Here is a 14088-nt window from a genome sequence, read left to right as displayed (position 1 = left end):
GTGGGTCAGGCGTCTTGATACGCATCGATCGGTGGGCAGGCGCACACTAGGTTGCGATCACCGTAGACGTTGTCCACGCGGCCGACGGGCGGCCAGTATTTGCCCTCAACCAGTGACGCCAGCGGGAACACGGCCTGCTCGCGGCTGTAGCCGTGAGGCCAGTGGCCAGTCAGCTCGTGGGCCGTGTGTGGAGCGTTTTTCAGCGGGTTGTCGTCTTTATCCAGCGTGCCAGCTTCGATGGCGCGGATTTCTTCACGGATGGCGATCATCGCTGCGCAGAACCGCTCCAGCTCTTCGAGTGATTCGCTTTCGGTTGGCTCGATCATCAGCGTGCCTGCCACCGGGAACGACATGGTCGGCGCGTGGAAACCGAAGTCGATCAGGCGCTTGGCCACGTCGTCGACACTGATGCCGCTGCTGTCCTTGAGGGGGCGCAGGTCCAGGATGCACTCGTGGGCCACCAGGCCGGTGTTGCCGGTGTAGAGCACCGGGTAGTGCTCCTCCAACCGCCGAGCGATGTAGTTGGCATTGAGGATCGCCACCTGCGAGGCGCGCTTGAGGCCTTCGCCACCCATCATGCGGATGTACATCCAGGTGATCGGCAAAATGCTGGCGCTGCCGAAGGGCGCGGCCGACACAGCGCCCTCCTGGCGGGCCAGCTCGCCGTGACCGGGCAGGAACGGGGCCAGGTGCGACTTGACCGCTACCGGGCCGACGCCTGGGCCGCCACCGCCGTGAGGGATGCAGAAGGTTTTGTGCAGGTTCAGGTGCGATACGTCGCCACCGAAGCGGCCCGGTGCGCAGAGGCCGACCATGGCGTTCATGTTGGCGCCGTCGATGTATACCTGGCCGCCGTTGTCGTGAACGATGGCGCAGATCTCCTTGATACCTTCCTCGAACACACCGTGGGTGGAAGGGTAGGTGATCATCAATGCCGCCAGCCGGTCACGGTGCTCCAGCGCCTTGGCCCGCAGGTCGTCGATATCGACGTTGCCCCGCGCGTCGCAGGCGGTGACCACCACCCGCATACCGGCCATATGGGCGGTGGCCGGGTTGGTGCCGTGGGCCGAAGAAGGGATCAGGCAAATGTCGCGGTGGGCTTCACCGCGGCTCTGGTGCCAGGCCCTGATCGCCAGCAGGCCGGCATATTCACCTTGAGAACCGGCGTTGGGCTGCAGCGAAACGGCATCGTAGCCGGTGGCTTGGCAGAGCATCTGCTCCAGCTCGTCGACCATGGCCTTGTAACCCTGGGCTTGGTCGGCAGGCACGAAGGGGTGGAGGTTGGAGAACTCGCTCCAGGTCACCGGCAGCATTTCGCTGGCGGCGTTGAGTTTCATGGTGCAAGAGCCAAGCGGGATCATGCTGCGGTCCAGCGCGAGGTCTTTGTCGGCCAGTTTGCGCAGGTAGCGCATCAGCTCTGTTTCGCTGTGATAGCGGTTGAACACCGGGAACTGCAAAATCGCAGAACTGCGCAGCAGGGCTTGCGGCAAGCAGCGGGTCGCATTGGCCTGAAGTGCGTCGAAATCGGGAAGCTCGCCATCGGCGAATACCTGCCACAGCGCCTGGACGTCGGCTTGCAGCGCCGTTTCATCCAGCGAGATGGCCAAGTGTGCGTCGTCTACTTCGCGCAGGTTGATCCCGGCAGCGCGGGCCTTGCCGGCGAAGGCTGCCGTGCGTGGGCCGGTGTGCAGTGCCAGGGTGTCGAAGAACGCCTGCGAAAGCACCTGCACGCCCAGTTGCTCCAGGCCTGCAGCCAGGATCGCGGTCAGGGCATGAGTGCGCTCGGCAATGCGGCGCACCCCGTCCGGGCCGTGGTAAACGGCAAACATGCTGGCGATGTTGGCCAGCAGCACCTGTGCGGTGCAGATGTTGCTCGTGGCCTTTTCGCGGCGGATGTGCTGCTCGCGAGTTTGCATGGCCAGGCGGTAGGCCGGCTGGCCGTGGCGGTCGATCGATACCCCGACCAAGCGGCCGGGCATGTCGCGCTTGAAGGCGTCGCGGGTAGCGAAGAACGCTGCGTGGGGCCCGCCGAAGCCCAGTGGCACGCCGAAGCGTTGTGCCGAGCCGATAGCCACGTCGGCACCGAACTCGCCTGGCGGGGTGAGCAGCGCCAGCGCCAGCAGGTCTGCGGCCACCGTTACCAGTGCCCCTGCCTGGTGGAACTGCTCCACCAGTGCGCGATAGTCGAACACCTCACCCAGGCTCGCCGGGTATTGCAGCAGCGCCCCGAAGAAGCGTTCGGTGCCCGCTAGCTCGCGCTCATCGGCCACGACCACTTCGATACCCAATGGCTCGGCGCGAGTGCGCAGCACCGCCAGGGTTTGCGGGTGGCAGTGGCTGGACGCGAAAAAGGCGTTGGCAGCCTTATTTTTCGACAGGCGTTTGCTGAAGGTCATCGCCTCGGCGGCTGCGGTCGCTTCGTCGAGCAACGAGGCATTGGCGATGGGCAAGCCGGTCAGGTCGCTGACCAGGGTCTGGAAATTGAGCAGCGCCTCAAGCCGGCCTTGGGAGATCTCGGGCTGGTAGGGCGTGTAGGCGGTGTACCAGGCGGGGTTTTCCAGCAGGTTGCGCAGAATGGGCGCAGGGGTATGGGTGTTGTAGTAGCCCTGCCCGATCCAGCTCTTCATGGGTTGGTTGCGCTGGGCAATGGCCTTGAGCGCGGCGAGTGCCGCCGCCTCGCTCTGGCCGGCAGGCAGATCCATGACGCTGCTCCCCTGAATGCTGGGGGGCAGCACGGCTGCAGTGAGCTCATCGAGCGAAGCAAAACCCAGCAGCTCGAGCATGTGCCCGGTTTCCTGCTCGTTGGGGCCGATATGGCGTTCGATGAATTCGTTGTCGCAGGTCAAGGGTGTGCGAATGGGCATGGTGGGCCTCCTCAAGCCTGGGTCGAGATCAGTTGATCATAGCCAGCGGCATCGAGTAGCCCGGCCAATTGTGAAGGGTCTGCCGGCACGAAACGAAAGAACCAGCCTTCGGCCAGCGGCGCTTCGTTGACCAGCTCAGGCGTATCGGCCAGCGCCTCATTGACCTCGGTGATCTCGCCATCGAGTGGCATGTAGATGCTGCTGGCGGCCTTGACCGACTCCACCACTGACACTTCGGCATGGGCACTGAACCGTTGCAGTTCCGGCAACTGTACATACACCACGTCGCCCAACGCTTCCTGGGCGAACACCGTGATGCCGACCGTAACCTGGCCGTTTTCTTCTACCCGCAGCCATTCGTGTTCAGCGGTGAAACGCAACTCGCTCATGCAAACTCCTCGGACGATGCTGATGGCCCAGCGGCCTTATGCCGTTTGCATTGCAAGGATGTTGCCAATAGCGCGATGGCCCAGTTTACGAGGGGTTGGCCGCAGGCCACGCCAGGCAGCCTGTAAAGCTATCGTTACAAACACGCCGCCGGAAAGCGTCTACCTGCGACAGGGCGTTGATCATGGGCGACATCAACGCATCTGTAATGATTTCATTACGATGTAAAGCATTCATTACGGTCTCAGGCCGATACCGTATTTGCGTAGGCGATTGGCAATGGCCGTGTGTGAGGTCTGCAACCGAGAGGCCAATTGGCGGCTGGAAGGGTGCTGCTCATAGAGTTTTTCCAGCAGCGCCCGCTCAAAATCGTCTACCGCTTGTTCAAGGCTCACCACGTCGCGCTCGCCCGAGGCGGCCACCGAGGTGCCGGCGATGTCGAGGTCGCCGATATCGACTACGTTGGCATCGCAGATGGCCGCGGCGCGGAAAATCACGTTCTGCAACTGGCGCACATTGCCCGGCCAGCGGTTGCCGAGCAGGGCAGGGTAGGTTGCCGGCGCCAGGCGGCAGATAGGCCGGCCAATCTGAGTGCAGGCCTGTCGCATGAACCAACGGGCCAGCAAGAGGATGTCCTGGCCGCGCTCGCGCAATGGCGGCACTTCGAGGTTCAGCACGTTCAAGCGGTAATAGAGGTCTTCGCGAAAGCTGCCTTCGGCCACGCGCCGCGCCAGGTCGCGGTGGGTGGCGCTCAGAATGCGCACGTCGACGCGCACCTCACGTTCGCCGCCGACCCGGCGGAAGCTGCCATCATTGAGAAAGCGCAGCAACTTGGCCTGCAGATAGGGCGACATCTCGCCGATCTCATCAAGAAACACCGTGCCCTTGTGGGCCAACTCTACCAGCCCCGGTTTACCGCCCCGTTGCGCGCCGGTGAAGGCGCCGGGTGCATAGCCGAACAGCTCGCTTTCAGCGAGGTTTTCCGGCAAGGCGGCGCAGTTGAGTGCCAGGAACGGCGCATTGTGCCGAGGGCTTGCAGCGTGGCAGGCGCGTGCGACCAGCTCCTTGCCTGTGCCGGTTTCGCCCTGGATCAACAAGGGGGCGTCGAGCGCGGCCACACGCTGTGCCCGCGCTTTGAGCTGGCGTATGACCGGGGCCTCGCCCAGCAGCGCGTCGAACCCTTCGGCGTGGCCGTGGTGCAGCGCGGCCAGGCGTTCACCCATGCGGTTGGGGGGATAGAGCGTGACCAGGGCGCCGGCATGGGGGATGGGGGTGGCATCGAGCAGCAGGGTTTCGCCGTTGACGGTAACCTCGCGCACTGGCAGGCGAAAACCCTGCTCTTGCAAGGCGGTGAGCAGGCCGGGGGTGGCGCACACGGTATCTATGGGCTCGCCAGCAGGGTCCCGGCAGTAAAGCGCGACCATCGCGGGGTTGGCCAACAGCACCTTGCCGGCGCTGTCGAGGGCCAGCACCGGGTCGCCCATCGCGGCCAGCAGTGCGTCGAGTTGCAAGTGGCGGCGCTGGCCAGGGAGGATGTCGACCACCGTAACCGCCTGCACCCCAGCGATGGCCAGCAACGCCCCGCGCAACTCGTCGAGCACTTGGGCGCTCAAGGTCGGCGCATCGATGTAGACGTTCGGCGGCACCATTTCCACCGCATCCAGGTTCAGGTTGCGTGCACCCAGCAAGGCCAGCACTTCCTGGGTGATACCGACGCGGTCATGGAAACTTACGTGGATGCGCATGAGGCAGGGGCCAGAGTGAGAAAGGCCCCTATTGTAGAAGCAAGCCGCCGGGCTTTACAGGCGGTCGAGGCGCTCGGCGCTCAAGGCGTCGCCACTGTGCAGCTTCAGCTTGGCGCGGATGTCGTTGAACATCTCGTCGTATTGCCGGTGCAGGCTCACCGGCACCACCTGGGTTTTCGGCAGGCCGTGCTGCCGGGCGATGCGGTCGATATGGCTGGCGAAGTTCACCGCCATCTCGCGGGGTAGGTCAAAGCTTGCGTCCACGGGGTTGCCGGCGATGGTGCCGGTGACCCGAAAGTGCATGCCGGGGCCTTGATCGGTGGTCTGCGGTTCATAGTGGACGTCCAGCTGGTAGGCAACGTCCTGCTTCTGCACGGGGCTGTGTTCCAGATGTAGATGGCCGGGTTTGAACATAAGCCTGTCTCCAACAGGGTGAGCGGTCGCGCCAGGCCGGGGCGCGGCATTACTGCGCCTCTGGCTCCGGGCGCGACCAGATCCACAGATTGACCAGCACCATACCGCCGATAGCAGCGTAGATGGGCCAATAGTGGCGTAGCGTTAACCACATGATCACCGCGCACAAAATCATGCTCAGGGTAGCGCTGATCTTGGCTTTGCGCGCGATGCGCTTGCCGTTGTGCCAGTTCTCGATCATCGGCCCGAACAGCTTGTGCCGGGCGAGCCAAGCGGCCAGGCGCGGCGAGCTGCGGGTAGCGGCCCAGGCCGACAGCAGCACGAACTCGGTGGTCGGCAAGCCGGGTATGAAAATGGCGATGATGCCTATGGCCAGGCTCGTATAGGCGAGAATGCCGTAGAGCGCACGGGCCAGGCGGGAGCGAACGGGTGGAACGTAAGACATGGTGCAGGCCTGAGAGACGGTGGCCGCGCCGCGCCGCGGTTGGCGCTTTGGACGGCGAAACGCACCGAGTGTCGGCCCTTTGCCTGTAAAAATCCAGCCTTAGTGCAGCACTGCACCGCCTAGCCACAGGGCCGCCACTGGCGCTGCAATAGCCAGCAACGCCAGTGCAACCATCCAGCGACCACGCCGCGCGTGCTTTTTCGCGGGCTGGCACTGGCGAGCCAGCACCTGGCGAACCTCCTCGGCCACACTGCCGTCCCACAGGGCGGCGGCACGGGCATAGGCGTGCGCATGCATCGGGTCTTCGGCCAGCCAGGCATCGAAGCCCTGACATTGCCGGGGTGTCGGTGCCTTGAGGGCGATGATCCAGTCGATCGCCTGGTCCATCACCTCTTCGCTGGGCGCTCGCGCGGTGCCGGTGTCGCTCATGAAGCCTCCTGAAGTGAAGCGCTGGGCTGAGCTTAGCAAAAAAAATCGCCGCCGCTGCCAACGCTTTTCCCCGGTGCGTCACTGGGCGTTGAACAGCGCCAGGCAGTTGTCGAGCATGCGGTTCGAGAAGCCCCACTCGTTGTCGTACCAGGCCATGACCTTGAGCAGCTTGCCGTTGGCCTTGGTGTGGTTGGCGTCGAAGATAGACGAAAGCGGGTTGTGATTGAAATCGCTGGAGACCAGCGGCAGGTCGTTGTAACCCAGTACCTTGGACTGTGCAGCTGCGGCCTTGAGCACCGCATTGACCTCTTCGGCAGTGGCTTCACGGGCCAGGTTGATGGTCAGGTCGACCAGCGATACGTTGATCACCGGTACGCGAACGGCCATGCCAGTCAGCTTGCCGGCAAGCTCCGGTAGCACAAGGCCTACTGCCTCGGCGGCACCGGTCTTGCTCGGGATCATCGACTGGGTGGCCGCGCGGGCGCGGAAGGGGTCGCTGTGATAGCTGTCGATCAGGGTCTGATCGTTGGTGAAGGCGTGCACGGTGGTCATCAGGCCTTGCTCGATGCCGAACTCACGGTGCAGCACTTGAGCTACCGGCGCCAGGCAGTTGGTGGTGCAGGAGGCATTGGAGATCACCTGGTGCGAGGCACGCAGCACATCGTGGTTCACACCGTATACCACGGTGGCGTCTGCGCCTTTGGCCGGGGCAGAGATGATGACCTTGGCGGCACCGGCAGCCAGGTGAGCGGCCGCTTTGTCACGGTCGGTGAACAGGCCGGTGCATTCGAACACTACATCGACCTGATGCGCTTTCCATGGCAGCTCTGCCGGATTGCGAACGGCACTGACAGCAATGCGGTCACCATTGACAGTCAGGCTTTCATGATCATGCTCAACAGTGGCATCGAATGCGCCGTGCACGGTGTCGTACTTGAGCAGATGGGCGTTGATCTTGCTGTCGCCCAGGTCGTTGATGGCGACGACCTGCAGATGCTGGCGGTAGTTCTGGGTATAGAGTGCGCGCAGTACGTTGCGGCCGATACGCCCGAAGCCGTTGATTGCGATGCGAATAGTCATTGGCAGTACCTGCTGTCAGATGAGTGAAGGTTGCCCCGCCGGGCCAGGTCACGAATCTGTTTTGTTGTAGGAATTACAAGATTATGCGCATAAAAATAGAAAACAAGCCCTTTTGATGGCAGTATTTTGTTTTATCTACAACGAGTGACCGGTTCGGCATGTTGTTTTGATCCATGGCAATGGCGTTGGTTGAATCTGATCCGCTACCGCCTGGCCGGCCAAAGTCACCCTGATTAGCCTGGAGTCTTCCCATGCATCCCCGCGTTCTTGAGGTTACCCAGCGGCTGGTTCAGCGCAGCCAAGCCACCCGCCAGCGTTATCTGCAGATGATAGATGCCGCCGCCAGCGAGGGCCCCCAGCGTGGCAAGCTTCAGTGCGCCAACTTCGCCCATGGCGTGGCTGGCTGTGGCAGCGATGACAAGGACACGCTGCGCCTGCTGAACGCGGCCAACGTTGCGATCGTCTCGGCCTACAACGACATGCTCTCGGCGCACCAGCCTTACGAAACCTTCCCCGCGCTGATCAAGCAGGCGCTGCGTGAAGTGCATTCGGTCGGCCAGTTCGCAGGCGGCGTGCCGGCGATGTGCGATGGCGTGACCCAGGGCGAGGCCGGTATGGAGCTGGCCATCGCCAGCCGAGAAACCATCGCGCTTTCCACGGCCGTGGCGCTGTCGCACAACATGTTCGATGCCACGCTGTGCCTGGGCATCTGCGACAAGATCGTGCCGGGCCTGATGATGGGCGCCTTGCGCTTTGGCCACCTGCCTACGATCTTCGTACCCGGCGGCCCAATGCCTACCGGGCTTTCGAACAAGGAAAAGGCCGAGGTGCGCCAGCGCTACGCCGAAGGTAAGGCCAGCCGTGAAGAATTGCTCGAATCAGAAATGAAGAGCTACCACGGCCCGGGTACCTGCACCTTCTACGGCACGGCCAATACCAACCAGCTGGTGATGGAAGTGATGGGCCTGCACCTGCCAGGCAGCTCGTTCATCAACCCCAACACCCCGTTGCGAGATGCCCTGACCGTCGAAGCTGCGCAGCAGGTCACCCGCATGACCAAAGCCAGCGGCGCCAGCTTCATGCCTCTGGGGCGCATTGTGGATGAAAAAGCGCTGGTCAATGCCACGGTGGCGCTGCACGCCACAGGCGGCTCGACCAACCACACCTTGCACCTGCCTGCCATTGCGCTGGCTGCCGGCATCGAACTGACCTGGCAGGACATGGCCGACCTCTCCGAAGTGGTGCCGACCCTGGCTCACGTCTATCCCAACGGCAAGGCCGACATCAATCACTTCCAGGCCGCCGGAGGCATGGCGTTCCTGATCGGCCAGCTGCTGGACGCCGGGCTGCTGCACGAGGACGTCAACACCGTGGCCGGCCCCGGGCTGCGCCGCTATACCCAGGAGCCGTTTCTCGACGGCCAGCGTGTGGTGTGGCGAGAGGGGCCGTCTCAAAGCCTGGACGAAAGCATCTTGCGCCCGGTGGCGCGGCCGTTCTCGCCGGAAGGTGGCCTGCGGGTGATGGAAGGCAACGTGGGCCGCGGCGTGATGAAAGTCTCGGCGGTAGCACCCGAGCACCAGGTGGTAGAAGCACCGGCACGGGTGTTCGAAGACCAGGCCGAGCTGGCGGCAGCGTTCAAGGCAGGCGAGCTGGAGCGCGATGTGGTGGCCGTGGTGCGCTTCCAGGGCCCGCGCGCCAATGGCATGCCGGAGCTGCACAAGATGACGCCTTTCCTGGGGGTGCTCCAGGATCGAGGTTTCAAGGTGGCGCTGGTCACCGATGGACGGATGTCGGGTGCCTCAGGCAAGATTCCCGCCGCCATCCATGTCTGCCCCGAAGCGGTGGACGGCGGCCCGCTCGCCCGTGTGCGCGACGGCGATGTGATCCGCGTCGACGGGGTGAACGGCACCCTGCAGGTGCTGGTCGAACCGGCAGTGTTTGCCGCCCGTGAGGTGGCACAGCCAACCATCGACAGCAGCCAAGGCTGCGGGCGGGAACTGTTCAGCTTCATGCGCATGGCGTTCAGCTCGGCCGAGCAAGGCGCCAGCGCCTTTACCTCGGCCTTGGGAGCCCTCAAATGAAATTGGCACTGGTGGGCGACATTGGCGGGACCAATGCGCGCTTCGCACTGTGGGAAGATAACGCGCTGCATTCGGTACAGGTGTACGCCACCGCTGATTACAGCAGCCCCGAGCAGGCGATCGGCGAATATTTCAAGGCCCAGGGCCTTGCGCTGGGCGACGTCGGTTCAGTGTGCCTTTCGGTCGCCGGCCCCGTCGGTGGTGACGAATTCCGCTTCACCAACAACCATTGGCGTATCGAGCGCAAGGCGTTCTGCCAGGCGTTGAAGGTCGATCATCTGTCGCTGGTCAATGACTTCACCGCCATGGCCTTGGGGATGACACGTCTGAAGCCCGGCGAATTCCAGGCGGTGCGCCCTGGCCAGCCTGACCCGGCACGGCCGGCGGTGGTGATCGGCCCTGGGACGGGCCTGGGGGTGGGTACCCTGCTGAGCCTGCCGGGCGGCCGATACATGGCCTTGCCAGGGGAGGGCGGCCATGTCGACCTGCCAGTGGGCAATGCCCGTGAGGCCGCATTGCGCCAGCACATCGAAGGGTTGATCGGCCATGTCAGCGCCGAGACCATTCTGAGCGGGGGTGGCTTGCTGCGGTTGTACCAGGCGATCTGCGCGGTGGATGGCCGGGTGCCTATGTTTGCCAATCAAGCCGAGGTAACCCAAGGCGCCCTGGCCGGTGAGGCCGTGGCCCTGCAGACTGTCGAGCAGTTCAGCCGCTTCCTGGGCCGGGTAGCGGGCAACAATGTCCTCACCGTTGGCGGCCGCGGCGGGGTGTATATCGTCGGCGGCGTGATCCCGCGGTTCCTCGAACTGTTTCTGTGCAGCGGTTTCAACGACAGCTTCAGCGACAAAGGCTGCATGAGCCATTACTTCGAGGGCATCCCGGTGTGGGTGGTCACCGCCGAATTCCCGGGCCTGACCGGCGCCGGCGTTGCCCTGCAGCAACACTTGGGTTGAATTGGCACGCCCGTCTCGACAAAGGCGGGGCGTGCCCTTAGGCTGCGTCCACGACACCACCGGTCGCTGACCCCTGACCCTATGCAGGTGACCCTTGACCACTGCGGGCAAAACCATATTGCTGGTCGATGACGACCAGGACATTCGCGAGTTACTGCAAACCTACCTGGGCCGTGCCGGCTTCACCGTCCAGGCGGCCGCCGACGGCGAGCGTTTTCGCTCCTCCTACGATGCTTCCCTGCCAGACCTGGTGATCCTCGACGTCATGCTGCCCGACGAAGACGGTTTCAGCCTGTGCAGGTGGGTGCGCCAGCACCCACGCCAGCCCCATGTGCCGATCATCATGCTCACCGCCAGCTCCGACGAGGCTGACCGCATCGTGGGTTTGGAGCTGGGTGCAGACGACTACTTGGGCAAACCCTTCAGCCCTCGCGAGCTGCAGGCGCGGATCAAGGCGCTGCTGCGCCGCGCGCAGTTCGGCCAGGAGCGCTCGGGTGATGTGCTGAGTTTCGAAGACTGGCGGCTCGATACCGTCAGCCACCGGTTGTTCCATGCAGACGGCGAAGAAGTGCTGCTTTCAGGCGCTGACTTTGCCTTGCTCAAGCTGTTTCTCGATCACCCGCAGCAGATCCTCGACCGCGACACCATTGGCAACGCCACACGCGGGCGCGAGCCGATGCCGCTGGACCGGATCGTCGACATGGCCGTCAGCCGGCTGCGCCAGCGGCTGCGCGACACCGAAAAACCGCCTCGGCTGATTCGCACCGTTCGCGGCAGTGGCTATGTGCTGGCGGCCCAGGTTGCGCCTGTTTAAACCGCGCTCGCTGCTGGGGCGCATGCTGCTGCTGTCGTTGCTGGCGGTGTTGCTTGCCCAGGCACTCTCCAGCGCGGTGTGGTTGTCCCAATTGCGTACCAGCGAAGAGGAAGGCCTGCAGGCCAGCGCTCGCAGCCTGGCGCACTCGATGGCTGCCAGCGTCAGTTACTTTCGCTCGTTGCCGGTTGCCTATCGGCCGCTGGTGCTCGACCAGCTGCGCAGCATGGGGGGCACACGCTTCTTCACTTCGCTCAACGACCGGGCGTTGCAGATGCAGACACGGCCGCTCACCTCGCGCAGCCAGCTGGTCATCGACGCGGTCAACGAGGGCCTGCGCGCGCAGTTGGGCAATGGGATGGAGATTTCGGTGGCATTCGTCAGCCCCGACGACCTGCGGTTGTTCAACAGCGGGCTCAAGCTCGATGAATTGCCACGGTCCTGGGCCTATTACGCGCTGACCCTGGAGCCGCTCAACCCACCGGTGCTGGTGACGCAGATCCGCCTGAGCGAGGGTGAATGGTTGTTCATCGCCTCCCTGCTGCCCGAGCCCTACACCAGCCTGGAGCAAGAGCATATCCCTACGCCCCAGCTTTGGTTCATCGTGCTGACCGGGGCGTTTCTGCTGTTGTTCACTGGCGTGCTGGTGCACTGGCAGAGCCGGCCGCTCAAGCGCCTGGCGCGCGCGGCGCGCGACCTGTCGCTCGGTGACGACGCTGCGATGCTGGAGGAGGCCGGCGGCGGTAGCGAAGTCGTCGAAGTGAGCCGAGCGCTCAATACCATGCGCCAACGTATCAGCCGTTACCTCACCGAGCGCAGCCAGCTGTTCAGCGCTATCTCCCACGACTTGCGCACACCCATCACCCGCTTGCGGCTGCGGGTCGAGTTGCTGGAAGACGAAGCTCTGCAGGAGAAGTTCACACGAGACCTGGATGAGCTTGACCTGCTGGTCAAAGGGGCTTTGCAGTGCGTCAAGGACACCGACATCCACGAGAATATCGAGCCGGTGGACCTTAACCGCAGCTTGCTATGCGTAATAGAGCCCTACCTGGCGCCGGAGGGCGATGGCCGCGTCACCCTCGCTGGCCAGGCGCGCAAGCCCTACCCAGGAAAGTCGTTGGCGCTGCGCCGCTGCATGGGCAACCTGATCGACAACGCGCTCAAATACGGCCATCGCGCCCATCTTCACATCGAAGACAACGCAGAGCGTTTTGTACTTCACGTGGATGATGAAGGCCCTGGCGTGCCTCAGCAGCGCCTGGAAAAAGTCTTCGAACCTCACTTCCGCCTGGCAGGCCATCAGCAAGGTTACGGGCTTGGGCTGGGTATCGCCCGAAACATTGCCCACAGCCACGGGGGAGAAGTCACTCTGCAGAACCTGCCAGAGGGCGGCTTGCGAGTCACCCTGACGCTACCGCGGCGTGAAGGCCTGGACGTTTGATCGACCGCAGAAGGGCCCCCGCCCAGCCGCTCACGAATGTCACTATGTAGTGACATTTTCACAGCCCTTCGTTACGCATGGGCTTGCATGCCCTGTTTACACTCCCGATCAGCGCGAGCCTTGAAGCTCGCTGTTGATAAAAACAACAAAAGGATTCGTTATGAAAGCCACCACCCGTTTGGCTGCGGTAATTTCCCTTGCCTCGTTGTTCCCCCTTGCCGCTCTGGCAGCCGATTCCAAAGGTACGATCGAAGTCACTCACTGGTGGACCAGCGCGGGCGAAAGCGCTGCGATGGACGTGTTGCGTAACCAGGTCAAGGCCGATGGCTTCACCTGGAAAGACAACGCGGTGGCCGGTGGCGGTGGCGCGGCGGCGATGACCGTCCTCAAGACCCGCGCCGTGTCGGGTAACCCACCAGGTGCCGCCCAGATCAAGGGCCCGGACATTCAGGACTGGGGCCAACTGGGCCTGCTGACCGAAGACGGCCTGGACGACGTCGCCAAGAGCGAGGGCTGGGACAAGCTGCTGTCGCCGACCGTCGCCAAGATCGTTCAGTACGATGGCCATTACGTAGCGGTGCCGTTCAACATTCACCGCGTGAACTGGCTGTGGATCAACCCCGAAGCCTTCAAGAAGGCTGGCATTGCCAAGGCGCCGACCACCCTCGACGAACTGTTCGCCGCCGCTGACAAGCTCAAGGCCGCAGGCATCATCCCGATCGCCCACGGTGACCAGCCTTGGCAGAACTCCACGGTGTTCGAAGACATCGTGCTGGCGGTAATGGGCCCTGAGGGCTATCACAAGGCCTTCGTCGAGCTCGACCAGAAAACCCTCACCGGTGCCGAGATGGCGAAATCCTTCGCCGCGCTTAAAAAGCTCACTACCTACATGGACCCTAACCGCGGCCCTCAGGACTGGAACCAGGCCACTGCCCAGGTGATCCAGGGCAAGGCCGGCATGCAAGCCATGGGCGACTGGGCCAAGAGCGAGTGGACCAGCGCCAGGAAAGTCGCCGGTAAAGACTACCAGTGCGTACCGTTCCCAGGTACTGCTGGCAGCTACACCTACAACGTCGACTCCCTGGCCATGTTCAAGGTCAAGGACGAGGGCACCGTGGCAGCGCAGAAAGATGTTGCCAAGATCGCCTTGGGCACTCACTTCCAGACCGTGTTCAACCAGAACAAGGGCTCGATCCCCGTGCGCAACGACATCGACATGAAGCAATTTGACGAGTGCGCCCAGGCCTCGGCCAAAGACTTCGCCGAAGCCAGCAAAGGCGACGGTGCCCAGCCGAGCATGGCCCATAACATGGCCACCAACCTGGCCGTGCAGGGTGCGGTGTTCGACACGGTGAATGCGTTCATCAGCGACAAGAACGCCGACCCGGCCAAGGCTGCCCAGCAACTGGGCGCCGCGATCAAGGCGGCGCAGTAAGCG

The 14088-nt window shown here is 63.5% G+C and carries 12 protein-coding genes; 5 read left to right on the top strand and 7 right to left on the bottom strand.

Features of this window, described 5'->3' with window-relative positions:
* Positions 1-5 precede the first annotated feature (5 nt).
* From gcvP to gap, 7 genes are all read right to left on the bottom strand, one after another.
* On the bottom strand, positions 6-2864 hold the full coding sequence (gcvP, locus tag F474_RS17700) for an aminomethyl-transferring glycine dehydrogenase (protein WP_097087509.1): 2859 nt from the start codon (positions 2862-2864) through the stop codon (positions 6-8).
* Between the two features lie 11 nt (positions 2865-2875).
* On the bottom strand, positions 2876-3253 hold the full coding sequence (gcvH, locus tag F474_RS17695; RefSeq protein ID WP_097087511.1) for a glycine cleavage system protein GcvH: 378 nt from the start codon (positions 3251-3253) through the stop codon (positions 2876-2878).
* 234 nt (positions 3254-3487) lie between these two features.
* Positions 3488-4996: a sigma-54-dependent transcriptional regulator gene (locus tag F474_RS17690; RefSeq protein ID WP_097087513.1), complete on the bottom strand. Its 1509-nt coding sequence runs from the start codon at positions 4994-4996 to the stop codon at positions 3488-3490.
* Between the two features lie 54 nt (positions 4997-5050).
* A complete protein-coding gene (locus F474_RS17685; protein ID WP_097087515.1) occupies positions 5051-5410 on the bottom strand; it encodes a DUF5064 family protein in 360 nt (119 codons plus the stop codon).
* A gap of 49 nt (positions 5411-5459) precedes the next feature.
* Positions 5460-5855: a YbaN family protein gene (locus F474_RS17680; protein ID WP_097087517.1), complete on the bottom strand. Its 396-nt coding sequence runs from the start codon at positions 5853-5855 to the stop codon at positions 5460-5462.
* 99 nt (positions 5856-5954) lie between these two features.
* Entirely contained in the window at positions 5955-6284 is a 330-nt protein-coding gene (locus F474_RS17675; RefSeq protein ID WP_097087518.1) for a DUF4880 domain-containing protein, read from the bottom strand.
* Positions 6285-6362: 78 nt separating this feature from the next.
* Positions 6363-7364, bottom strand: a complete 1002-nt coding sequence (gene gap / locus F474_RS17670) for a type I glyceraldehyde-3-phosphate dehydrogenase (RefSeq protein ID WP_097087520.1) — start codon at positions 7362-7364, stop codon at positions 6363-6365.
* Between the two features lie 251 nt (positions 7365-7615).
* On the opposite strand from gap, the gene edd reads away from it, so the two are divergent.
* The 5 genes from edd to F474_RS17645 all read left to right on the top strand — a co-directional run bounded on the left by edd (position 7616) and on the right by F474_RS17645 (position 14085).
* Positions 7616-9445: a phosphogluconate dehydratase gene (gene edd / locus F474_RS17665; RefSeq protein ID WP_097087522.1), complete on the top strand. Its 1830-nt coding sequence runs from the start codon at positions 7616-7618 to the stop codon at positions 9443-9445.
* The gene (locus F474_RS17660; protein ID WP_097087524.1) at positions 9442-10398 is read left to right on the top strand and encodes a glucokinase; all 957 of its coding nucleotides are present in this window, start codon (positions 9442-9444) and stop codon (positions 10396-10398) included. The genes edd and F474_RS17660 overlap by 4 nt, the downstream gene beginning before the upstream one ends.
* A gap of 94 nt (positions 10399-10492) precedes the next feature.
* Positions 10493-11212: a response regulator gene (locus tag F474_RS17655; protein WP_097087527.1), complete on the top strand. Its 720-nt coding sequence runs from the start codon at positions 10493-10495 to the stop codon at positions 11210-11212.
* Positions 11181-12650 carry an ATP-binding protein gene (locus F474_RS17650; RefSeq protein ID WP_097087528.1) on the top strand — a complete coding sequence of 490 codons (1470 nt, stop codon included), beginning with the start codon at positions 11181-11183 and terminating at the stop codon, positions 12648-12650. The genes F474_RS17655 and F474_RS17650 overlap by 32 nt, the downstream gene beginning before the upstream one ends.
* Positions 12651-12810: 160 nt before the next feature.
* Positions 12811-14085: an ABC transporter substrate-binding protein gene (locus F474_RS17645; protein WP_097087530.1), complete on the top strand. Its 1275-nt coding sequence runs from the start codon at positions 12811-12813 to the stop codon at positions 14083-14085.
* The last annotated feature ends 3 nt before the right edge of the window (positions 14086-14088 follow it).

The organism is Pseudomonas sp. URIL14HWK12:I12, assembly GCF_003097135.1.
GTDB lineage: Bacteria > Pseudomonadota > Gammaproteobacteria > Pseudomonadales > Pseudomonadaceae > Aquipseudomonas.
Note: the sequence above shows the minus strand (reverse complement) of the source record. Positions and strands in the feature narration are given on the sequence as shown.